General features: G+C 69.5%; 18 protein-coding genes. 9 read left to right on the top strand and 9 right to left on the bottom strand.

Features of this window, described 5'->3' with window-relative positions; genetic code table 11:
* The first annotated feature begins 218 nt into the window (after nucleotides 1–218).
* From poxB to fhuF, 3 genes are all read left to right on the top strand, one after another.
* Nucleotides 219–1,952 (top strand): ubiquinone-dependent pyruvate dehydrogenase, encoded by a 1,734-nt coding sequence (gene poxB, locus FHU13_RS03360; protein WP_183434442.1) that lies wholly within the window; start codon nucleotides 219–221, stop codon nucleotides 1,950–1,952.
* Nucleotides 1,953–2,205: 253 nt separating this feature from the next.
* Complete coding sequence (locus tag FHU13_RS03365; protein WP_183434443.1) at nucleotides 2,206–4,497, top strand: TonB-dependent siderophore receptor; 2,292 nt, start codon at nucleotides 2,206–2,208, stop codon at nucleotides 4,495–4,497.
* A 196-nt stretch (nucleotides 4,498–4,693) separates the two neighbouring features.
* Nucleotides 4,694–5,236 (top strand): siderophore-iron reductase FhuF, encoded by a 543-nt coding sequence (gene fhuF, locus FHU13_RS03370; protein WP_183434444.1) that lies wholly within the window; start codon nucleotides 4,694–4,696, stop codon nucleotides 5,234–5,236.
* A 221-nt stretch (nucleotides 5,237–5,457) separates the two neighbouring features.
* Here fhuF and FHU13_RS03375 read toward each other — a convergent pair whose 3' ends face one another.
* The 3 genes from FHU13_RS03375 to FHU13_RS03385 all read right to left on the bottom strand — a co-directional run bounded on the left by FHU13_RS03375 (nucleotide 5,458) and on the right by FHU13_RS03385 (nucleotide 8,387).
* Nucleotides 5,458–6,423, bottom strand: coding sequence for a hypothetical protein (locus FHU13_RS03375; protein ID WP_183434445.1), 966 nt, complete (start codon nucleotides 6,421–6,423; stop codon nucleotides 5,458–5,460).
* Between the two features lie 260 nt (nucleotides 6,424–6,683).
* Nucleotides 6,684–7,430 carry a TerC family protein gene (locus tag FHU13_RS03380; protein WP_183434708.1) on the bottom strand — a complete coding sequence of 249 codons (747 nt, stop codon included), beginning with the start codon at nucleotides 7,428–7,430 and terminating at the stop codon, nucleotides 6,684–6,686.
* Between the two features lie 27 nt (nucleotides 7,431–7,457).
* Entirely contained in the window at nucleotides 7,458–8,387 is a 930-nt protein-coding gene (locus FHU13_RS03385; protein ID WP_183434446.1) for a lipid kinase, read from the bottom strand.
* A gap of 588 nt (nucleotides 8,388–8,975) precedes the next feature.
* On the opposite strand from FHU13_RS03385, the gene FHU13_RS03390 reads away from it, so the two are divergent.
* The gene (locus FHU13_RS03390; protein WP_183434447.1) at nucleotides 8,976–9,803 is read left to right on the top strand and encodes a hypothetical protein; all 828 of its coding nucleotides are present in this window, start codon (nucleotides 8,976–8,978) and stop codon (nucleotides 9,801–9,803) included.
* Nucleotides 9,804–9,920: 117 nt separating this feature from the next.
* Nucleotides 9,921–11,216, top strand: coding sequence for a hypothetical protein (locus FHU13_RS03395; RefSeq protein WP_183434448.1), 1,296 nt, complete (start codon nucleotides 9,921–9,923; stop codon nucleotides 11,214–11,216).
* Between the two features lie 94 nt (nucleotides 11,217–11,310).
* Here the strand turns inward: FHU13_RS03395 and FHU13_RS03400 are convergent, their stop codons facing one another.
* The 5 genes from FHU13_RS03400 to FHU13_RS03420 all read right to left on the bottom strand — a co-directional run bounded on the left by FHU13_RS03400 (nucleotide 11,311) and on the right by FHU13_RS03420 (nucleotide 15,604).
* Complete coding sequence (locus FHU13_RS03400; RefSeq protein WP_183434449.1) at nucleotides 11,311–12,189, bottom strand: phosphatase PAP2 family protein; 879 nt, start codon at nucleotides 12,187–12,189, stop codon at nucleotides 11,311–11,313.
* Between the two features lie 231 nt (nucleotides 12,190–12,420).
* Nucleotides 12,421–13,299: an alpha/beta fold hydrolase gene (locus tag FHU13_RS03405; RefSeq protein WP_183434450.1), complete on the bottom strand. Its 879-nt coding sequence runs from the start codon at nucleotides 13,297–13,299 to the stop codon at nucleotides 12,421–12,423.
* On the bottom strand, nucleotides 13,299–14,141 hold the full coding sequence (dapD, locus tag FHU13_RS03410; RefSeq protein ID WP_183434451.1) for a 2,3,4,5-tetrahydropyridine-2,6-dicarboxylate N-succinyltransferase: 843 nt from the start codon (nucleotides 14,139–14,141) through the stop codon (nucleotides 13,299–13,301). The genes FHU13_RS03405 and dapD overlap by 1 nt, the downstream gene beginning before the upstream one ends.
* A gap of 62 nt (nucleotides 14,142–14,203) precedes the next feature.
* Nucleotides 14,204–14,683 (bottom strand): Crp/Fnr family transcriptional regulator, encoded by a 480-nt coding sequence (locus FHU13_RS03415; RefSeq protein WP_183434452.1) that lies wholly within the window; start codon nucleotides 14,681–14,683, stop codon nucleotides 14,204–14,206.
* Between the two features lie 234 nt (nucleotides 14,684–14,917).
* Nucleotides 14,918–15,604 carry a response regulator transcription factor gene (locus FHU13_RS03420; protein WP_183434453.1) on the bottom strand — a complete coding sequence of 229 codons (687 nt, stop codon included), beginning with the start codon at nucleotides 15,602–15,604 and terminating at the stop codon, nucleotides 14,918–14,920.
* A 288-nt stretch (nucleotides 15,605–15,892) separates the two neighbouring features.
* Here FHU13_RS03420 and FHU13_RS03425 point away from each other — a divergent pair, with 288 nt between their 5' ends.
* Nucleotides 15,893–16,483: a L,D-transpeptidase gene (locus tag FHU13_RS03425; protein WP_183434454.1), complete on the top strand. Its 591-nt coding sequence runs from the start codon at nucleotides 15,893–15,895 to the stop codon at nucleotides 16,481–16,483.
* A 65-nt stretch (nucleotides 16,484–16,548) separates the two neighbouring features.
* On the opposite strand, the gene FHU13_RS03430 is transcribed toward FHU13_RS03425, so the two are convergent.
* On the bottom strand, nucleotides 16,549–17,280 hold the full coding sequence (locus tag FHU13_RS03430; RefSeq protein WP_183434455.1) for a YggS family pyridoxal phosphate-dependent enzyme: 732 nt from the start codon (nucleotides 17,278–17,280) through the stop codon (nucleotides 16,549–16,551).
* Nucleotides 17,281–17,357: 77 nt separating this feature from the next.
* Between FHU13_RS03430 and FHU13_RS03435 the strand changes: the two genes are divergently transcribed.
* The 3 genes from FHU13_RS03435 to mnmE all read left to right on the top strand — a co-directional run bounded on the left by FHU13_RS03435 (nucleotide 17,358) and on the right by mnmE (nucleotide 22,648).
* Nucleotides 17,358–18,470 carry a DUF1963 domain-containing protein gene (locus FHU13_RS03435; protein ID WP_246714459.1) on the top strand — a complete coding sequence of 371 codons (1,113 nt, stop codon included), beginning with the start codon at nucleotides 17,358–17,360 and terminating at the stop codon, nucleotides 18,468–18,470.
* A 127-nt stretch (nucleotides 18,471–18,597) separates the two neighbouring features.
* Nucleotides 18,598–21,225, top strand: a complete 2,628-nt coding sequence (gene leuS / locus FHU13_RS03440) for a leucine--tRNA ligase (protein ID WP_183434456.1) — start codon at nucleotides 18,598–18,600, stop codon at nucleotides 21,223–21,225.
* A gap of 88 nt (nucleotides 21,226–21,313) precedes the next feature.
* Complete coding sequence (mnmE, locus tag FHU13_RS03445) at nucleotides 21,314–22,648, top strand: tRNA uridine-5-carboxymethylaminomethyl(34) synthesis GTPase MnmE (protein ID WP_183434457.1); 1,335 nt, start codon at nucleotides 21,314–21,316, stop codon at nucleotides 22,646–22,648.
* Nucleotides 22,649–22,652 lie beyond the last annotated feature (4 nt).

Genomic DNA, 22,652 nt, shown 5'->3' on the forward strand with positions numbered 1-22,652 from the left:
CGGAACGGGTCGAGCGCGAGACGGCCGGGTCCGGAGGAGCCATCATCCACCCGGCTCAGCCCCTGCGGATAAGGGGTCCAATGCTGCCGGATCCTGCCTCTCCGGCCTGCGCGATTATGCAGTAATCGCAAAATCTTCGTCCCTCCCGAACCATCGCTCCGAAGCGACGTTGGCCCGCCGTCACCGCCTTTCGAGGCGGTCCTGTTCGGAGACGGCGCATGGCAACCCGCAACGTATCGGATCTCGTGGTCGAGACGCTCCAGCAGGCGGGCGTGCGCCGCGTCTACGGCCTCGTCGGCGACAGCCTGAACGGGATCACAGAGGCGATCCGCAGCCGGGGCGTCATCGATTGGGTCCATGTCCGCCACGAGGAGGTCGCCGCCTTCGCCGCCGCGGGCGAGGCGCAGGTGACCGGCGAACTCGCGGTCTGTGCCGGCTCCTGCGGGCCGGGCAATCTCCACCTCATCAACGGCCTGTTCGACGCCCACCGCACCCGCACACCGGTGCTGGCGATCGCCGCCCACATCCCGTCGAGCGAGATCGGCCTCAACTACTTCCAGGCAACGCGGCCGGAGGAGCTGTTCCGCGACTGCAGCCATTTCTGCGAGTTGGTTTCCGACCCGGAGCAGTTGCCCAACGTGCTCGAGTCCGCAATCCGCACGGCTGTGGGCAAGCGCGGCGTCGCCGTCGTTGTCATCCCAGGCACCGTGGCGCTGAAGGACGCGCCGAAGCGCGCCCTGGCCGCCCCGGCGACGTTGCGCCCCCGGGCGCCCGTCACCGTGCCGCCGGCCGACGAACTCGATCGCTTGGCCGACCTCCTCAACAGCTCGAAGAAAATCACGTTGCTGTGCGGGCGCGGCTGCGCCGGGGCGCACGCACCGCTGATGCGGCTTGCGGAGACGCTCAAGAGCCCGATCGTCCACGCACTCGGCGGCAAGGAGCATGTCGAGCACGACAACCCCTACGATGTCGGCATGACCGGCTTGATCGGGTTCAGTTCGGGCTACGCGGCGATGGAGGCCTGCGAGACCCTGCTGATGCTCGGCACCGACTTCCCCTACCGCCAGTTCTATCCCGAGAACGCCAAGATCGCGCAGGTCGATCTGCGTCCGGAGAACCTGGGCAAGCGCTGCCGGCTCGAACTCGGCCTCGTCGGGGATGTGGCCGCCACCATCGAGGCGCTGCTGCCGCGGCTCACCGGCAATGACAACGCGCGCCACCTGGAGGCGAGCCTCAAGCACTACGCCAAGGCGCGGGAAGACCTCGACGACCTCGCCACCGGCAAAGCCGGCCGCCGGCCGATCCACCCGCAATACCTCACCCGGCTCCTCAGCGAGGCGGCGCATGATGACGCCGTGTTCACGGCCGATGTCGGCACGCCCACCGTCTGGGCGGCGCGCTACCTCCACATGACCGCCGGGCGGCGCCTGATCGGCTCCTGGGCCCACGGCTCGATGGCCAACGCCCTTCCCCATGCCATCGGAATTCAGGCGGCGAGTCCCGGCCGGCAGGTGATCTCGCTGTCGGGCGACGGCGGCTTCGCCATGCTGATGGGCGACATCCTCACCCTGACGCAGGAGAAGCTGCCGGTGAAGGTCGTCATCTTCAACAACGGCACGCTCGGCTTCGTCGAGCTGGAGATGAAGGCCGCAGGCTATCTCGAGACCGGCGTCACGCTCGAAAATCCGGATTTCGCCGCCATGGCCAACGCCATCGGCATCCATGCCCGTCGGGTCGAGGACCCAGGTGATCTGGAGGGCGCGATCCGGGACGTGCTGGCCCATCCCGGCCCCGCGCTCCTCGACGTGGTGACGAACCGACAGGAACTGGCGATGCCGCCGAAGCTCCAGGCCGAGCAGGTGAAGGGTTTCAGCCTCTACGCCCTCCAGGCGGTGATGAACGGGCGCGGCGACGCGATCCTCGACCTGGCCAAGACCAACCTGCTCCGCTGAGCCGGTCCCATCGCAGCGCGCCTTCACGAGCGGCGCGCCCCGCCTGAGCAATCGTTGCAGGCGCGTCACAGCGATTCGAAACCTTGGGAACGGACCTGAGTGAGGAGGGAGCGCAACCTCCCGAAATTCCTCCGGAAACTCGGCCATGATACACATTGTAATAGGTCTAAGTTGTTGATTTCTCGAACCTTTCCCCTTGTCGTCGCGAATAGGCGCCGACATTCAGGGGCCAGATCGGCTTCGAGGATCCACCATGCTCTCGCATCGCCGCCGCGTCTCGGCGCGTATTGCCGGGCTGCTGCTGACCGGGACGGCTCTCACCGGACCGGCCCTCGCCCAACAGGCGAGCACCACGCTGGAAACGATCACGGTGGAGGCGAGCCGCGGACAGCAATCCGCACGAGGACCGGTCCAGGGCGCGCTGCAGCCTCCGTCTCCCGCCGCGGCCTCGCTGCCGGCTCCCGGCGTTGCCGGTGCCGTCGGCGTCGGATCGGCGACGAGCGGCGGGGGCGGCGGTCCGACCGGCGTCGTCGGCTACACGGCTAAGGGCAGCGCGGCGGCGACCAAGACAAACACGCCGATCATTGAAACGCCGGCCTCGGTCTCGGTCGTCACCCGCGAGCAGCTCAACGACCGCAACGTCCAGACGCTCAACGACGCGATCGCCTACACGCCGGGCATCTCCTCCAACGTGTTCGGCTTCGATCCGCGCTTCGACGCCTTCTTCATCCGCGGCTTCTCGGTGACCAATATCGGTGTCTACCGCGACGGCCTGCGCCAGCCCTCCGCCCCCTTCGCCATTCCCCGCGTCGAGCCCTACGGCCTCGACGCCCTGACCATCCTGCGCGGGCCGGCGGCGGGCCTCTACGGACTCGGCGCGCCGGGCGGCATCGTCGATGTCACGTCGAAGCGCCCGACCTCCGTGCCCTTCGGCGAGGTCTGGCTGCAGCGGGGCAAGTACGGCCGCTACCAGGGCGCCTTCGATCTCGGCGGCCCGATCGAGCAGACCGACGGGCAGTTCTCCTACCGCCTCACCGGCCTGTTCCGGCAGGGCGACAGCTTCCTGCCCGGCGGCCGGGAGGACCGCGCCTTCATCGCCCCGGCGATCACGTGGCGGCCCGATGCCGACACCAGCCTGACGGTACTCGCCGAGTATCTCGACAACACGGTGCCCGGCAACGCCTCGTTCTACTCGAACTTCGCCGATCCGCGCTTCCAGAAGACGAACCTGTTCTCGGGCGATCCGGCCTTTCAGGATTTCACGACGCGGCAGTACCGTATCGGCTACGCGTTCGAGCACCGGTTCAGCCCGGACGTCGTGTTCCGGCAGAACTTCCGCTATCAGAACAACGACGCCGATCTGCGATACACGCAGATCGACACGATCAGCCCGGACCTCCGAACGGCCGGCCGCTCGAACGGTCGTATCACCGACACGCTCGACACGCTCTCGCTCGACAACCAGCTCGAGACCCGGTTCGCCACCGGCCCGGTCGCCCACACCCTGGTCGCCGGAATCGACTACACCAACGCGCGCTTCACCGAGCGAGGCGGTTTTCTCGTGGTGCCGAGCCTGCAGATCGGCGGCCTGATCCGCCCGAACTACGGCGCGCAGTTCATTCCCACGCCCGCCTATACGAGTGCCGGCCGTCAGCGCATCGAGCAGCTCGGTACCTACGTGCAGGATCAGGCGCGGATCGGATCGCTGATCCTCACCCTGACCGGGCGGCACGATCAGGTCTCGCAACTCACCGAGAGCTACAGCGCCCCGTCGGCCACGGGCGCGTCGGTCACCGGCGACCGCGCCTTCTCTTACCGCGTCGGCGCCAACTACCTGCTGACGGACTTCATCGTCCCCTACGCGAGCTTCGCCACGACCTTCGCACCGCAACTCGGCTTCGACCGGAGCGGCGCCGCCTTCCAGCCGACGAGCGGCGAGCAGTTCGAGGCCGGCATCAAGACCCAGGTGCCGGGCCGGAACGTGTTCCTCAACATGGCGGTGTTCGACATTACGCAATCGAACGTGCTGCGGCCCGATCCCGTCAATCCGATCCTGTTCCAGGCGGCGATCGGAGAGGTTCGCTCGAAAGGTGCCGAACTGGAACTGACCGCCAATCTCGGTGCCGGCATCAACGTGCTGGCCTCCTACAGCCACGTCGATATCCGCACGACCCGCAATCCCGGCGCACCGGACTCGGTCGGGATTCCGCTCTCGGGCATTCCGGCCAACACCTTCACGGCGTTCGCCAACTACGCCTTTCAGCCGGATACCGACCTGTTCGGCCTGAGCTTCGGCGGCGGCATCCGCTACGCCGGCACCAGTCCGGCCAATGAGGTGCCGGGCAGCTTCCGCAACTCGACCGTGGCGCTGTTCGATGCGGTGGCGGCTTACGACTTCGCCAAGGTCGATTCGCGGCTGCGAGGCATGCGACTTCAGGTCAACGTGAACAACGCGTTCGACCGCCGCTATTTCAACTGCCAGGCGGGCGCCTGCTACCGTGGCCAGCCTCGCCAATTCTACGCGAGCCTGATCTATCGCTGGTGAGGCGAGTTCCGCCCTGACCCTCGTCACCCAGGACATCCTCGACGGCGCCCTGACCGGCGCCTTCGCACCCTTCTCCGGCCGGCTCCGCCGCGATCCCGATCCACGGGCCTACGCGCTGTCGGACCTCGCGCACGGTGCGGTCTCCGACGGGATCGCCCTCTTCGCGGATGCCTATCCGGGGGCCGAGCGCAGAGCGGTGGCCTCGCTCTGGAGCGCCTACCTCTTCGCCGCACTGATCGCGCCGACGCTCGCGACGGGGGCGCGACTTGGGGCGGCCGTCGCTATCGAGTCGATCCGCTTTGCGCCAGGATCCGGGCTGCCGGCAACTCTTCACCTCGCGTCGGAACGGGCGCTCCCCTCCCCTCTCCCGGCTCAGGTCGACCGGCTGCTGGCCGAGGGCATCACGCCCGTGATCCAGGTTCTGCGGGCCGAGACGGGGCTGTCGCACCGGCTGCTGTGGGAGAATGCCGGCGGTCATCTGTTCTGGACGCTGAAGACGATCGCGCGGGAAAACCCGGATCGGGCGGTCGAGGCGGCCGAGGCCTTGCAGGCCCTGTGCTGGCCGCGCGAAGCCTGCACGGCGCTCACCCTGATGCGCGCCGACGCGCTGGCGGGCTTTGACGCGCCGCGCCGCCGGGTCTGCTGCCTGCGGCACGGGCTGCCGGGTTTCTCGAAATGCGAGGGGATCTGTCCTCTGCTCAAGCGGGGATCGTATCAGCCAAGCCCGCGGGGCATGTGACGCGAAGCCCGAATCCGCCATACCGAAGGGATCAAACGGACTTGGGATGAGAACCCGCCCGAGTCGAGACATCAGGCACCCAGCGGATCGGAGCGGACGATCCCATGCACTCTCATCCTGAAGTGCTGGAGCGGGGCCTCTCTCGGGGCCGCCACGCGGCACCTCAGGACGAGGTAAAGTGTTGAACAAGCAGCTCCAACAGGCTCTGAGCGGCCCCGCCCTCAGCCGCCGCGTCCAACTTCCGCGCCGAGTCCGCGCTGCGCCTTCGAGCGCAGGCGCTTGTTCTGAAAGACCAGCGTGACGGTGGCGCCGCTGCCGCGGTCCGACCAGAGATAGGTCTCGAAGGTGCCGAGCCCGGAGATCGTCGCGGTGGCGTCGATGGTGCCGCGGCAGCCGAGCAGGCCCTCGACTTCGGAGAGACGCATCTCGGCCTGGAGCAGCTCGAAGGTGCCGAGGCTGATCGGGCACTGCGTCCGCTCCGTCGACGGCCGGTGCGCGGCGACCGGCACCAGCGCGGGGTGGGGCGGCCCGGCCGGCGCCGGATCGGCGGCTGGCGGCTGCGCATGCCGGGTTCGGGCCGGCGGCGCGTCGTCCCACGCATCGGGGGAGGTGACTGGCATCGCGGCGAGCGCGCGGGGCGGTTCCGCGTGCGGGGCGCCGACGGGTGCCGCGACGGGCCGCTGACCTTCCGGTGCGGCGCCGCCGCTCCGCAGGGCAGGGATGAAGGCCGGACCCTGCCGCAGCCGGGCGAGCCCGGCCGAGGCACCATCGGGCCCGGCCCCATGCGGCGCCCGTTCCACGCCCGCCTCGACGGGGGGGCGGGCATGCCCGACGACGATGGCCCGGCGCAGGGCCGCCTCCAGGCCGCGCAGGTCGCGAGCGAGGTGCTCGCTTCGCTTGGTACCGGCCGGCCCGGAGCGGGTCTCGCAGGCTGCGAAGGCGGAGAGGGCGTCGCGGATCTCGTCCTCGGTCCACTGCCCGGTCGGCTTGCCGAACAGGTCGGCCTCGCCCTGCGGCACGGCGGTCGCCGTGGCGGCGCCGAGCCGGCCGAGCCTCTCCTCCGCAAGGGAACGGTGCGCGCCGCAGCCGCCGGCAACCGCGAGGGCCGCGCGGAACGGCGAGGGTGCGGCGGCAAGGGAAGAGCCGCACGCGACCGCGAGCAGGGCCGGTGCGAGAAGGAAGCGCATGGGGCGTTCGCCTGGGATCAGGTCATGCTGCCTAAACGAGCGGTTCGGCGTGAACGGACCCTTACCGCAGGGGCCAGGGCGGCCGAACTTCGGCCGCCATGCCTTACCGTCCGTTGACCGCCTCGCTCGGATCGACCGCACCCAGCCTCATATCAAATCCGATTGGTCTCTTCAGGTGATCGGATTTGGGTTCCGCTCAGGCGCCGCGCGAGATTGGCGGATGCAGCTCCCGGCAGTTTTCACGGGAAAACTGCCGCGCTTCAGGCGGCACCCTTCGACGACTTCCCCCGCTTGCGGCGGCGAGCCAGCATGTTGAGGACCTCCACGCCGGCCGAGAAGGCCATGGCGGTGTAGATGTAGCCCTTCGGCACATGTGCCCCGAAGCCCTCGGCGAGCAGCGTCATGCCGATCATGATGAGGAAGCCGAGCGCCAGCATCACCACGGTGGGGTTGGCGGCGATGAAGCGCGAGAGCGGATCGGCGGCGATCAGCATCACCGTGACGGCGGCGAGAACCGCGACGACCATGATCGCGACATGCTCGGTCATGCCAACCGCCGTGATGATCGAGTCGATCGAGAAGACGAGGTCGAGAACCAGGATCTGGACAATGGCGGAGCCGAAACCGAGCGCCACCTGGCTGCCCAGCTTTTCCTCCGGACTCGGATCGACGCTGTGGTGGATCTCCTTGGTCGCCTTCCACAGCAGAAACAGGCCGCCCGCGATCAGGATGAGGTCGCGCCAGGAGAACCCTTTCCCGAAGATTTCGAAGACCGGCTCCGTCAGGTGGACGATCCAGGCCACGGTGCCGAGCAGAGCAAGGCGGAGGATCAGCGCAAGACCGATGCCGATGCGCCGGGCCCGGCTCTGCTGGTCGGCCGGCAGTTTGTTGGTGATGATCGAGATGAAGATCAGGTTGTCGATGCCGAGCACGACCTCCATCACCACGAGGGTCGCCAATGCGGCCCAGGCGGTGGGATCGGCGGCGAGGTGCAGCAAGCTGTCCAAGGGGTTGGCCAAGGGTCGTCCGTCGGTTCAGAAGGGAAGAGGAAAGCGGCTCGTGGTGCCGGGTGCGGCGTTCGGCGGCGCGAGCACGCGCACCGCCTTCGGCACGATCTTGAAATGGGCCGGCGTCCAGGTGGTGAGTTCGCCGTCGGTGTTGACCGCCCGGGGCCTGCGGGTCGTCAGTACCAGTTCCGTGGTCTCGAAAGCGCGCACGTCCGCGGCCTTGCCGTGCGTGCCCCGGCGCAGGGCCGGCAGCAGCGCGATCAGCCGCCACCAATGGGCGACCTCCAGGCTGTAGAAATCGAGCCGGCCGTCATCGACGGTGGCGTCCTCCTGCACGGTCATCCCACCACCGTAATGGCGCCCGTTGCCGACCGAGGCCTGGATCGTCGTTACCTTCTCGGTACGGCCGTCATGCTCGATCGTGACCGTGAAGGGACGGGCGCGGCGCAGCAGGCGGATGGCTGCGATGGCATATCCCACCGTGCCCCAGGCCTTCTTGGCATCCGCCGTGAGTTCACTGGCGAGGTCGGCCGAGAAGCCGACGCTCGCCACGTTGAAGTAGTAGTGCCCGTTGACGCAGCCGAGATCGATCGCCTTCTCCGGCGCCGTGGGGATCAGCCCTGCGGCCGCCTCCGGTTCGAGGGGCAGGCCGAGGGAGCGGGCGAGATCGTTGGCGGTGCCGAGCGGCAGGATGCCGAAGGGCAGCTTCGTCTCGACGAGGGCCGGCGCAGCCGCGTTCATGGTGCCGTCGCCGCCGCCGAGGATCACGAGATCAACCGCCTCGGCATGGCGCCCGATCACTTCCTTGCAATCGGTGCTGCCTTCAGGCTCGATGAGGTCGAGCCCACCCTGGCGGAGGATCGTTCGGATCGCGTCCAGTGGCGCGGACCCGCTCCGGGCTTTGCCGTTCACGAGAAGGAGCGCGCGGCGCTTCTTCGGAGTCGAGGTTGCACTCAAGCGCCCGCTCCGCTCGCGCCCGGACGGAACAGGAAGACCACCATGACCGGCAAAAGCCTATCCTCGCACGCTTCCGCGCCGCGTTCGCGCCAGCGTAGATAAGGATCCGACATCACGGTCGACGCCTCGACCGTCAGAGGGGCCCGGACCCGTCCTCTGCAATCCCGCCCGATGCTCCCGCCGGGAGCCCTTGGCCTGCTCCGCCCTGAGGGCAGGAAGAGCCGGGACCGCCACGCTCAAGGTGGGGACTTCCCGCGGGTTGGCAAGGGTACAAACCAGGGGTCGAGCAAGAGGACAACGAGCAAGCGGAAAGGGTGTGCGAGGATCGAACCCGTCTCGGGAGCGCTCCGGGGAGGGACAGCGGGGGTAACGGGCCTTCCGACGCGACGCCTGTCGCAAAGGAGACCGGACTCGGTATAGGAACGCGTTGGCGAAATGCGTGGAACCGTCGCGGTGCGGTCACGCGTTCCGTCGCACCGACCGCCTCCCGCGGAACGCTCACTGCCGTCACCTGTCCCAGGTGAGAGCCAACGGTCGTCGGGCGCTTCGTGAGGCACCTTCAGGCCTGCTCGCCCGATCGGCCCCGTCATGCGCCCCGTCCTGCTTCTGACCCTTCTCCTCTCCTCGGCCTGCGCGACGGGAACCGCCCTGGCACAGTCGGGGTCGAACTGGGTCGATCCACCGGCGAAATCCGGGCCCTCTGCCGGAGGCGAGCGGGCGAAGCCGGCGGCCAAGCCGGGTCCCCGTTTCGAGGCAGCCAAGCCGGGCCCCCGTTTCGAGGTCGAACCGGGCGCGCGTGCCCCGCACCGGGCGGCCGCCCCCTCCCCCGCCCGGCGAGAGACGCACCGTCACGACCGCACCCGCGCGGCCGAGATGCGTCGCGCCCGCCGGGCCGCCATCCGCGAGCGGGCACGTGAGCAGGGCTATGCGCATACCGCCCGGACGGAGCGTGCTCTTGAGCGCCCTGCTCCTCCGACCGCTCGGATGGCACGGAGCGAGCCGGATCCGCGCTTCTCGGATTGGGCCGTGACCGCGCGGCGCCTGAGCCTCGATTATCTCGACAGCGTGTCCGCGCCGAACGGCGCGATGCTGGCCTCCGCGCCCCGCTTCTACGGCAGCACGGTTCGCTTCCACGGCCGTGTCATGTCGGCCGGCGCGCTGCTGGCCGAGAAGCTACGCTTCGCCCGGCGCTGGCCGGAGCGGCGCTATGAGCCGCAAGGGGAGCCGCGAGTCGCCTGCGACGGGCCGAGCGCCACCTGCCTCGTGCGCGTCGTCCACGACTTCACGGCGCTGAGCCCCTCCCGCGGGGCGCGCTCGCAGGGCATCGCCGAACTTACGCTGACGGTGAGCTTCGCGGACGGGGCACCGGTCATCGTCTCGGAGTCGAGCCGCGTCTTGAGCCGCGCCGGCGCCTGAGGCCCGGATCAGCCGCCGCATCGACCGGATACTCCGCCCGCTCCATGCTGTAGAAGCAGGCAACGGACGCCGCCATGCGGTGGCGTCTCGAACGATCGAGAACAGGGCATCGCGCGCGTGAAGGGATCGGCAAAAGCCGCAGGCCGGAGCAAGGACGAGACAGTGTCCCCCCCCGAGGCACCGGTCTCCGAGGACGACCGCCGCATCCGCGCGCTGATCCTGGCCGAACTCGACCGGCGCGGGGCACGGCCGGTGGCGCGCCGGACTCTGGCACTGATCGCCGAGGGCTTCGTCGAGCCCGCCGATGGCGTGCCCGGCTACCGGATCGTCGACCGGACCGGCGCGGTGCGCCTGCGGGGCGAGGCCGGAACCGGTGTGCCGCTGACGTTGCACGACCTCGTCGAGGAGCTTCGCGAGCAGCACGCCCCGCTGTTCTTGCCCCCTGCCCCAGAGCCTGAGCCTGAGCCGGCCCGTGACACCATCGCGGACGTGCGGAAGGCAGGCGCGCGCTTCGTGGAGACGCAATCGGCCCTGGCGCGGTCCCTGGCGAACAGCTCCGCCGAACGCAGCCGAGCACTCGCCAATGCCGCGAGCGAGACCGTCGAAGGCTGGCGCAGCCGGCTCGCCGAGCGCCTGAAGGCGCGGCCGAGACCTGCACCGGTCGGGACCTCCGTCGATCCCGCGGAGCCGACGCCGAATGCGGCGGAGCGCGTGGCCGAGGCGCGCGCCCGTGTCGAAGAGGGCTGGCGGCGAGTGGCAGGCGGGATCCAGCCTCGCCAGACCGCGACGCGGCTGCGCGATCTGACGGAAGACGCCCTTGCGGCCGGCAGCCGCCGCCCGGTGGCGCTGATGGCGCTCGGCGCCTTGGCGGGCGCTGGCCTCGTCGCCGCGCTCTCGTTGAGCGGGCGCGAGACGGAGGATACAGGACGCCCCGCTCAGCAGACAGCCGAGACTCAGCCGCAGCAGACGGCGCCTCCGGATTCCCCGCCGGCGTCGGGACGTGCCTCAGGCGAGGACGCGGCCCCCGACGCATCCGCGGAGATGCCGCCCGCGGAAACCGAGCGGCCGCCTGAGCCGGAGGCGCCGCGCAAGGGAGCCAATGCCGTCGTCGGCGTGCCGGAGGTGATCGACACGGCGACCTTGCGGGTGGGCGGCAAGGTCGTTCGCCTGTTCGGCGTCGAGTGGGTCCGCGGCGGTCAAGCCGACGAGTTGAGCAAGTACCTGCGCAAGCGCTCGGTGACCTGCCAGCCCGCCCCCGGTAGCAGCGCGTATATCTGCACGGTCGAGGGGCGCGACCTTTCCGAGGTGGTGCTGTTCAACGGCGGCGGCCGCGCCTCGTCCGAGGCGACGCCGGATCTCGCCGCAGCCGAGGACCATGCCCGCACTGAGCGGCTCGGCGTCTGGAAGCGGTGAGGCGTCGGGGACCGACGGTCCGATGCCCGTTCTCGACGCTTGAAATTCCGGCCTGGGAGTTCGGTCCGCACATGGCCGAGCCGTGCCTTTCCCGTCAGAGCAGGGGCTGGCGCGCGGCGGCATCCTCGCGGGCGCAGATGGTAGGGTCGGGCTTCGTCCCCTCCCCGCCCAGCACCCGCTTCAGATCGGCGCGGGCGCGCTCCAGATCGGCGCGGAAGCCGGAATCGGCGAGGAGCACCGACATCAGCGCCGAGGCGCCGGTGCGGGCCGCCTCCACGTCGCTGAGCCAGTGGACGCCGCACACCACCCGGCTCTCGCCGTAGAGCCGGCTGCGCACCAGAAACTGCGTCGCCTTCTCCGGCATCAGGCTCGCCATGATCATTCCGTAGGCCCAGCCCTGCCCGGCATGACCGGACGGATAGCTGAAGCTGTCGGCGAGTTCGGCCGTTCGGGCGACGCAGATCGGCGCCTCGTTGCCGACGAAGGGACGCAGGCGGCGGTAGCGGCGCTTCGCGACACGGGTGGCTCGGGCGACGTCGATGCGGGCCCGGTCGAGGAGCCGCATCAGGTCGGGCACGCGCGCCTGGTCGATGCGCTGGCCGAGAACGCAGGCATAGTCCTCCAGAAGCGCGGCACCTCCATCGGCGACGTCGTTGGTGGCGAGCGCCCAGCGCGGAGAACCCTGATAGGCCCGCGTGGCATTGTAGACCGCGCGGTCCGCCGCCTCCGCCGCCGAGTGCCCGGCCGGCGGCGGGGGCAGGATCGCCACGAGGTTCGGCGTCGCCTCCTCGCTGAGATAACCTTTCGGGGCGGCCGTCGAGAGCTTGTCCTTCTCCAGCGAGGGCGCGGAGGGCGGTGAGCCGGACGGCGCCGCCGGCTCGGCATGGACGGGCACGACGTGGAGCGGTCCGGTCGCGAGGATCAGCGTCAGCAGGGCGGCAAGGCGCACCGGCGCACGGGTCGGGCGGGACATCGGAGAAGCAGCTTTCGGGCGCCGGGTCGAAGGATCGGGACGGCGGAGAGGGGACCGAGCATCAGTCTCGAACCGATGCTCAGGGCCTGTCTAGAAGGGACGTGCGACAGATGCGTCACAGTCCGATCCCCCTGTCATATGAAATCTGTCGGATTGCTTCGCAGAGCGGATTTCGCGCTTCGCCCAAGCGCCGCACGGGCGTGCTGCCCTCCGCCCTTCTTTGAGACCGGATCAAGCCGCCCGGATCGCGGCGGCGATGGCACCCGAGAATTCCTCGTGGGCGCTCAGCGCTCCCGGCACGGGGATGGCCACGACGCGGCCCGTGCCGATCAGCGCGTCCATCTCGGCGCCGGAGCGGCGCGGCGCCTTCTCCGGCCGCAGCACCTGCACCGGCGGCAGGCCGTCGCCGAACAGGGCCAGGAAGTCTTCACGCGAAGCGGCCGGATCGAGGCCTCCGGTGACGAAGGCCGCCGTGCCGAAGCGGCCCCGGCTCTGCCGGGTGATCCGGTGCTTGGCGGCGATGACGGCGGGCGTGACATGGGCCGGCTCGGCATAGACGTGGGCGCGCATCATCCGCCCGATGATCGGCGGGCTGATATTGATCCGGTAGAGCGCCTCGCCGAGGAGCGGCATCTCGACGGCCCGGCGGATGCGGCCGAACCACGCGGCGCGCTCCGGACCCATGGCGGTCGGCAGCGGCCCGCGCCAGGTCGGCGCCACGAGCACGAGTCGCGCGAAGGCGCCGGGATGGCGGCGCGCCGCCGCGACGAGGTAGGGCGCGGCATGGCCCGCCGCGACACCGAGCGCATAGGGGCCGGGCGCCGCCGCCAGAAGCGCGTCGAGGAAGGCATGCAGGTTGGCCGGGCTCAGCGGCAGCCGAGTCCGGGGATGCGCGCCGAAGCCCGGCCAGTCGGGCACCAAGCAGCGGTACGTGTCGCCAAGTTCGCGGGCGAGCGGCAGCATCTCCTCGCGAGCCGAGATCGAGGAGAGAGCAGGCAGAAGCAGCGCGTCGGCGCCCTCCCCGATCAGGGCACAGGGCGTCGCCACCCGGTGCCCCGCGACGGTGAGGTCGAGGGTCCGGATGGCGTCCGATGGGCTGGCCGATGCCATCAGGTCCGCAGCAGCTCGTTGATGCCGGTCTTGGCGCGAGTGCCGGCATCGACGCGCTTGACGATCACGGCGCAGTAGAGACCGGGGCCGGGAGTGCCGTCGGGGAGCGGCTTGCCGGGCGTCGTGCCCGACACCACCACGGAATACGGGGGCACGCGGCCGTAGAAGGTCTCGCCCGTAGTGCGGTCGATGATGCGCGTCGAGGCGCCGATATAGACGCCCATCGACAGGACCGAGCCCTCGCCGATGATCACGCCCTCGGCGACCTCGGCGCGGGCGCCGACGAAGCAGTTGTCCTCGATGATGACCGGGTTGGCCTGGAGCGGCTCCAGCACGCCGGCGATGCCGGCGCCGCCCGAGATGTGGCAGTTCTTGCCGACTTGGGCGCAGGAGCCGATCGTCACCCAGGTATCGACCATGGTGCCCTCACCGACATGGGCACCGAGATTGATGAAGCTCGGCATCAGCACCGCGCCCGGCGCGATGTAGGAGCCGCGGCGCACGAAGCAGCCGGGCACGGCGCGGAAGCCGGCGGCGCGGAACTCGGCGTCGCCCCAGCCGGAAAATTTCGAGGGCACCTTGTCCCACCAGGCGGAGGAGCCGGGGCCGCCCTCGATCGGCACCATGTCGTTGAGGCGGAAGGAGAGCAGAACTGCCTTCTTAAGCCACTGGTTCACCTGCCAAGTGTCGCCCGCCTTCTCGGCGACGCGGGCCTGACCGGAATCGAGCAGGTTCAGCGCCTCGTCCACCGCCTCGCGCACGGCGCCCGTGGTCGCGGTCGAGATGCCGGCGCGCTCCTCCCAGGCGGCTTCGATGGTCTTTTCGAGATCGGCGTGTGACATCGGGGCTTTCCGGACTAGACGGCGCGAAAGGTGGTCGTGCTTACAAAAGCCGCCCGGTCCTGTCACCGTTTGCGTGGCGCGAGGCCCACAAGCCGCGCGCGCACGCCGGACAGGCCCCGCACCAGGCCCAGCAGCTCCTCGGCCATGCCGTCATGGATCGCCGCCGCTGCGTCCGGAAACTCGCGCAGCACGCGACTCATCAGCGAGGGCGTCACGCGCATCACCTCCGAGGCTTCCCGCGCCCGGGCGTCGGCCGGCCGTGGGACTTGGCGAAACAGGGCATTGCGCCCGATCACACCGGAGCGCGTGACTGTGACCGGCAGTGCATCGGGCAGGGAATCGGCCGAGGGCGGGACAAGGACGATAGTGCCGGACATGACGACGTAGCCGCCATCCGACGGTTCGCCGCGGGCGAACAACAGCTCGCCCTCCTCCAGGAGGCGCCGCTCGCCGGCGAAGGACAGCAGGCGCAGGGCATCGCGCCCGAACGACTCGAACACGGGCGCTGCGGCGAGGATCGCGATGTCGTCGTCGAGCCCCAACGCCTGTCTGCCCCTCGGCCACGATACGCTCAGAGCATCGTCCTGAATATCGAATCCAGGACGATGCTCTAGGCTCTTGCTTCTGCATCGTCTTTTCCCGAAAGCCGACGGCCACCTTTCGGGACGATGCTCTACCCTTCAGAGCGCCAAGCTTAACCGATGCGCGAGCCACGCGATACGCTGCTCGTCCGTGGGCTGTGCGCGGAGGTGGATAGTGCCCCTTCGGGACGAGGATCAGGGCAGCAGCTTGTATCCGCCGCCCTCGGTAACGAGGATCGCGGCGACCGCCGGGTTCGGCTCGATCTTCTGGCGGAGCCGGTAGATATGCGTCTCGAGGGTGTGGGTGGTGACGTGGGCATTGTAGCCCCACACCTCGGCGAGCAGCGTGTCGCGCCCCACCACCTCCCGTCCTGCCCGGTAGAGGTAGCGCAGAATCGCCGTCTCCTTCTCGGTCAGCTTCAGCTTGGAGCCGCGCTCGCCCACCAGCAGCTTGGCGCCGGGCCGGAAGGTGTAGGGACCGATGCGGAACACCGCATCCTCACTCGCCTCATGCTGGCGCAACTGCACCCGGATGCGGGCGAGCAGCACGGCGAACTTGAACGGCTTGACCACGTAATCGTTGGCGCCCGCCTCCAGGCCCTCGACCATGTCGTCGTCGGATTCCTGCGCCGTCAGCATGATGATCGGACCGCGGTAGCCGTTGCGGCGCATCGTCCGCACCGCCTCGCGCCCGTCCATATCGGGCAGGGCGACATCCATCACGACGAGATCGACCGGCTCCTGCGTGACGCGGTTCAGCGCCCCGGTCGCGGTCGGTTCGCCGATGACGGAGAACTCCTCATAGGCGTCGATCTGCTCCGTCAATGCCTCACGCAGGGCGTCGTCGTCGTCGCAGACGAGGAGGCAATAAGGATTGGACATCGACGCAGCGGCTCTCGACAAGCTTTCGGCCACCTGAACTTCGCGGAACGATCAGACAGGCGGCCAAGACAATTTCATGGCGGCACGCTCGTCCGAAGAGGCAATCGCCCGTTGGCCGGCCGCGGACGGAGCCCAAACAGCTCCGCCTGGCGATTAACCTAGTTCGTTTTGCGCGCCGGGAAATCCAGATTGCGCGCTTATGCAGAATTTTCGCCATGTTCCACCTCTCTCTACCGCGACACGACGTCAGACCAAGCGAAGTTCGGGATAGGTTGGGACGAACCGGCCATGCCACGCCCTCAGGTTGCGAAGCGGAACGGCGGCGGGATCGTCTGGCAGGGGAGAGCCGGATCGCTCGGCCTGCTGCGGGTGCGCCCTCTGCCAGGTGACGCGACTCGCGGCACGCTGATCGCGGGGGGAAGCGTGATCCCCTGCGCCCTCGGGCGCTCCGGCATCACGAGCCGCAAGCGCGAGGGGGATGGCGCCTCGCCACAGGGCGTGTTCCGCCTGCGCGGCGGCTTCTACCGGCCCGACCGTTTTCCCGTCCGCCCCGTGAGTCCGCTTCCCCTGCGGGCGACGCGGCGCGACGACGGCTGGTGCGACGCGCCGCAGGACCGCCGCTACAACCGGCCGATTCGGCTCCCGAGCACGACGGCCAGCGCAGAACAGCTCTGGCGCGATGACGGCCTCTACGATCTTGTGATCGACCTCGACTACAACCGTGGGCCGATCCGCCCGGGGCGGGGGTCGGCAATCTTCCTGCATATCGCCCGCAGTGGCTACCAGCCCACGGAGGGCTGCGTCGCCCTGAAACCCGCCGACCTGCTGCGTCTGCTCCGCCGCCTCGGCCCCAGGACGCGGATAAAGATCGGGCGGTAGACGCAGGCCCGGAGCGGCCGTCGCGCCGCGAGCCGCCGATCACCCGCGGGCCGACTCTCTCGAACTTATGCCCGCTTGGCGCGCCGTCCGAAGATCGCCGTGCCGACGCGGACATGGGTCGCGCCCATCTGGATCGCGGCCGGAAAGTCGGCGCTCATGCCCATCGACAGGATCGGCAGGCCGTGGCGCTCCGCGAGGCGGGCGAGCAGGCCGAAATGAGGGGAGGGTGGGTCCTCGGCCGGCGGGATGCACATCAGGCCATGGATCGCGAGGCCGTGGGTCTCGCGGCATTCCGAGAGGAGGACATCGACCTGATCGGGGGCGACGCCGGCCTTCTGCGCTTCGTCGCCGGTGTTGACCTGAATCAGGAGCTTCGGTGCCCGACCGCTCCGCTCGATCTCCTTGGCCAAAGCCGCGGCGAGGGATAGCCGGTCGAGCGAGTGGATCACGTCGAACAGCTCGACAGCCTCACGCGCCTTGTTCGATTGCAGGGGGCCGACGAGGTGCAGCTCGACATCCGGATAGCGCTCCCGCAGTGCCGGCCACTTGGCTCGCGATTCCTGCACGTAGTTCTCGCCGAAGATCCGCTGACCCGCCTCGAGCGCCGGCAGGATGCCCTCGGCCGGCACCGTCTTCGAGACGGCGACGAGATGGACGCTATCCGGATCGCGCTCGTTGTCCTCGGCCGCCCGGCGGATGCTCGCGCGCACCTCCGCGAGGCCGGCGGCGACGTCGGCCTCGCCGACCGGCGGCTTGGCGTCGAGAGGCTGATCCGGGGTCTGGCTCTGATCGGTCATGGGACTTCCTTGCGGCGGTGCCGCCGCGACTTCAAGGGCGACGGCGCCTTTCCATCGCCCCCGCCCGCGATATGCTGATGTCTCCCGTCCAAACGGAGAAGCCCGGCCCGATGTTCGATACGCCCGCCGACGCCCAGGCCCAGCTGGCGCAGCAGTTTTCGCGCCCGCAGGTCGAGATGGTCGTCGAAGCGCTGGTGCCGACGCTGGTGTTCCGGCCTCAGCCGAAAGGCAGGGCAGGACTCGGCGGCACGCGGATCGGCGGAACGCCCGACCTCCCGCCGGGCCTCGCATGGCCGCGCCGAACCAAGCCTGCCGATGTCGAGGCGATCGCCAAGCGCGGGAATGTGGAAGCCGGGGAGGAGATGCGGCGGCACTTCCGCAAGGAGCTGCCCTATGCCTTCTTTGCGCAGGTCGATCTCGGGGAAGCGCAGGAGCAGACGGGAGGGCAGGCGAGGGGGCAGGACGCTCCCGCCGCTGCCCTGCCCGGGCACGGGCGGCTGCTGTTCTTCTACGATCTCTCCGCCGGTCCCTGGGACAACGGCACCGAGTCCACCCGTGTGATCTGGGACGAGAGCCCGCACGACGGCCTCGTCACACAAGTCATGCCGCCCGACCTCGCGAGGGCGGCCGAGGCGCACCGGGCGGAGATCGCCAAGGTCAACCGCCAGTTCGCGCTGCCCGTGCCGAAGCCTGATTCCGGCACACCGTATGGCGGTCCGGCCCGGCCGATGAGCCTGCATGCTTCCCTGCGCCCGCCGGCCATCGAGAGCCTGGAGATGGAGGCGCGGCCAACCCTGAAGGCGGCGCTGGCGCCCCGCAGCGACGGCGAGGAAAGCTTCCGCGACGCTTATCAGGACCTCTTCTCGAGAGCATTCGACAGCTATTACGGCGCTGCCAACACGGGCCGGCGCAACCAGCTTCTCGGCGCGCCGCTGCCGGAGCAGAGTGATCCGCGCCTCGAGGCGGAGGTCGTCAGCCGCTTCGGTGTGCAACACCTCAGCCAGGAGCAGTGGAAAGCGCACCGGCCTGAGATCGAGGCGGGTGCGCGCGCCTGGCGGCTGCTCCTGCAGATCGATGTCGGCGACTTCCTGCAGGAGGACGGGGAGGGCACCGTCTATTTCCTGATCCGCGCTTCCGATCTCACAGATCGCCGCTTCGACCGCGTGGTGGCGGTCTATCAGCAGACCTGAGCCGTCCTCATCCTCGGTCCTTGATCGTTGACCCTTGGCCGTGCGGATATGCTAGGTGCCGGGCTTCGGGCCCCGCGATACCGTTGCGTGCGGCCCACTCCCTTTTCCGCTGATCCCGGCGCTCCCGATGACCGATTCCGCACAGCCCTCCCCGACCGCGCAAGAGCGCCACCAAGAGCGCTACAACGCCAAGGACGCCGAGCCGCGCTGGCAGCAGGCTTGGGACGCGGCCAAGCTGTTCGAGACGAAGAACGACGATCCTCGCCCGAAATACTACGTACTGGAGATGTTCCCCTATCCATCGGGGCGCATCCATATCGGCCACGTACGCAACTACGCCATGGGCGACGTGGTGGCCCGCTACAAGCGCGCCAGGGGCCACAACGTGCTCCACCCGATGGGCTGGGACGCCTTCGGCCTGCCGGCCGAGAACGCCGCCATGGAGCGCAAGGTCAACCCGCGGGAATGGACCTATGCCAACATCGCGACGATGCGCGGGCAGCTTCAGAGCATGGGCCTGTCGCTGGACTGGAGCCGGGAGATCGCGACCTGCGATCCCGACTACTACAAGCACCAGCAGCGCATGTTCCTCGACTTCCTGGGCAAGGGGCTCGTCACCCGCCGCACGGCGAAGGTCAATTGGGACCCGGTGGATCACACCGTGCTCGCCAACGAGCAGGTCATCGACGGACGCGGCTGGCGCTCGGGCGCGCTGGTCGAGCAGCGCGAGCTGACCCAGTGGTTCTTCAAGATCACCGATTTCGCGCAGGATCTGCACGACGCCCTCGACGGGCTGGAGCGCTGGCCGGAGAAGGTCCGGCTGATGCAGCGCAACTGGATCGGCCGCTCGGAAGGGCTGGAGGTGCGCTTCCCGCTCACCACACCGTTCGTCGGCATCAATGAGCTGACGGTCTACACCACGCGCCCCGATACGCTGTTTGGCGCCAAGTTCCTGGCGATCTCCGTCGATCATCCGCTCGCCAAGGCGCTGGCCCAATCCGGCCCGAAGGCCGCAGAGCTGCAGGCGTTCGCCGAGGAGTGCCGGCGCATCGGCACGGCGCAGGAGGCGATCGATACGGCGGAAAAGCTCGGGCACGATACCGGGCTCACGGTGCGCCATCCGCTCGATCCGTCCTGGGAGCTGCCGGTCTTCGTCGCGAATTTCGTGCTGATGGAGTACGGCACCGGCGCAGTGTTCGGCTGCCCGGCCCACGACCAGCGCGACCTCGACTTCGCTAACAAGTACGGGCTCGGCAACACCCCGGTGGTCTGCCCCGAGGGGCAGGATCCGGACACCTTCATCATCACCGACACGGCCTATGACGGCGACGGGCGGATGATCCATTCGCGATTCCTCGACGGCATGACCACCGACGAAGCGTTCAAGACCGTCGCCGACCGCCTGGAGGGCGAGACGCTGAACGGCGCCCCGGTCGCGCGCCGAAAAGTGCAGTTCCGCCTGCGCGACTGGGGCGTCTCACGCCAGCGCTACTGGGGCTGCCCGATCCCGATCATTCACTGCGACGCCTGTGGCCCGGTGCCCGTTCCGGTGGAGGACCTGCCTGTGAAGCTGCCGGACGAGGTCTCGTTCGATCAGCCCGGCAACCCGCTTGAGCGGGACCACGTTTGGCGGCAGGTGCCGTGCCCGCGCTGCGGCGCGGCCGCCCGGCGCGAGACCGACACCATGGATACCTTCGTGGACTCGTCCTGGTACTACGCCCGCTTCACCGCTCCCTGGCTCGCCGAGGCTCCGACGGACCGCAAGACCGTCGACCACTGGCTGGCGGTGGATCAGTATATCGGAGGCGTCGAGCACGCGATCCTGCACCTGCTCTATTCGCGCTTCTTCATGCGGGCGATGCGCGAGACCGGCTGGTCGGGCGTCTCGGAGCCCTTCGCCGGCCTGTTCACGCAAGGGATGGTCGTCCACGAGACCTACAAGGACCCGTCCGGCGCCTGGGTGCCGCCGGCCGAAATCCGCTTCGAGACCGAGGGTGGAGCGCGCAAGGCATTTCACGTGAAAACCGGCGCGCCGATCGAGGTCGGCCCGACGGAGAAGATGTCGAAGTCGAAGAAGAACGTCGTCGATCCGGACGACATCATCGCGAGCTACGGCGCCGACACAGCTCGCTGGTTCATGCTCTCCGACTCGCCGCCCGAACGCGACGTGATCTGGACCGAGGAAGGCGTACAGGGTGCCGCCCGCTTCGTGCAGCGCGTCTGGCGCCTCGTCCACGGCGCGGCGGCCGCGAGTGGGCCCGCCAGCTCCGCCGACACGGCCCTGCGCAAGGCCGCTCACAAGGCGCTCGCAGCGGTCGGAGAGGATATCGAGCGTCTCCGCTTCAACCGCTGCGTCGCCCATATCTACACGCTCGCCAACGCCCTCGAAGAGGGCCTGCGTAACGGCGCCTCCGAGGCCGCGGCCGGAGAGGCCGCACGCATCCTCCTGCAGCTCATCGCACCGATGATGCCGCACCTCGCCGAGGAATCCTGGCAGGTTTTGGGCGGGGAGGGGCTCGTCGCCGAAGCGTCCTGGCCTGTGGCCGATCAGGCGCTGCTGGTCGAGGACGAGATCACCCTGCCGGTGCAGATCAACGGCAAGAAGCGGGCGGACGTCACCGTGCCGCGCGACGCCGATGCCAAGGCCGTGGAGGCGGCGACGCTTGCGCTGGAGCCGGTACAGCGTGCCCTTGAGGGACGCGCTCCGAAGAAGGTCATCGTCGTGCCGGGGCGGATCGTGAATCTGGTGGTGTGACCGGTCTCGATACCGTTGAGCCTTGCTCGGCCACGCCCTTCTTTCCGGCACGAGAAGCGGGGCGGGACAACGCGATGAACCTCGATCCATGACTCTCGTCCTCCCCGACCGCGGCGACACCATCTTCGCGCCGGCGAGCGGCTTCGGCCGCGCGGCGGTGGCGGTAGTGCGGATCAGCGGGCCGGTGGCGGGGGCGGCGCTCGATCTCCTGGCCGGTGGACGTCCGGAGCCGCGCCGGCTGTCCCTGCGCCGTCTGCGCGATCCTGACTCCCAAGAAATCCTCGATCAGGCCCTCGTGGCGTGGCTCCCCGGCCCCGCCACCGCGACTGGCGAGGACATGGCCGAGTTGCACCTCCACGGCGGCCTCGCCGTACGAGCCGCCGTGCTTCGGGCGCTCGCGTGCGTGCCGGGTTGCCGGTCGGCGGAGGCCGGGGCCTTCAGTCGCCGCGCCTTCCTCAATGGCCGCATCGATCTGACCGAGGCGGAAGGCATTGCCGACCTCATCGACGCCGAGACCGAGGCGCAGCGCGTCCAGGCCCTGCGCCAGCTCGACGGCGCCCTCGGTCGTCAGGTGGCGACATGGCGCGAGACCGGCATCGAACTGCTCGCCAGCGCCGAGGCCGCTCTCGATTTCGCCGACGAGGGCGACGTGGACGAGGTCGGCCTCGACGCCTCCCTCTCCGGCCGCGCCGCCGTCCTTCGCGATGCGATTCAAAGCGCTCTCGCCGACGGGCGCCGGGGGGAGCGCCTGCGCGAGGGCTTCTGCGTGGTGCTGGCCGGCGCCCCCAATGCCGGGAAATCGACCCTGCTCAACGCGCTCAGCGGACGCGACGCGGCCATCGTCTCGGACATTCCGGGCACGACCCGCGATGCCATCGAGGTGCGGTGCGACCTCGGCGGCTTGCCGGTGGTGCTCGTCGATACCGCCGGCCTGCGCGAGACGGAGGATGCGATCGAAGCCGAGGGCGTGAAGCGGACGCATCGCCGCATCCGGACCGCCGACCTCGTGCTCCACCTCGTGCCGGCGGATGGAGAGGCCGTCGCGGAGAGGCTGGCGGACATCCCCGTCCTTCTCGTCCGCACCAAGAGCGATCTCGCAACCGGAACGTCGGGGGACGGCGACCTCGCCGTATCGGCCGTCACGGGCGCGGGTCTCGACGCGCTTCTCGATGCGGTCCAGGCCGCGGCCGCCGCCTCTCTCGGCCAGGGCCACGCCGTCGTCACCCGCGAGCGCCATCGGGAGGCTTTGTCCCGGGCGGCCGGTCATCTCGACCGCGTCGCCACCGCACCCGCCGGTTTCCCGCCGGAGCTGATCGCGGAGGACCTGCGGCTTGCCGTCCGGGCGCTGGGCGAGGTCGGCGGTCATGTCGGGGTCGAGGAGATGCTGGACCGCCTCTTCGCCGGCTTCTGTATCGGCAAGTGATCGC

The sequence above is a fragment of the Methylobacterium sp. R2-1 genome, from assembly GCF_014191355.1.
Classification (GTDB): Bacteria; Pseudomonadota; Alphaproteobacteria; order Rhizobiales; family Beijerinckiaceae; genus Methylobacterium.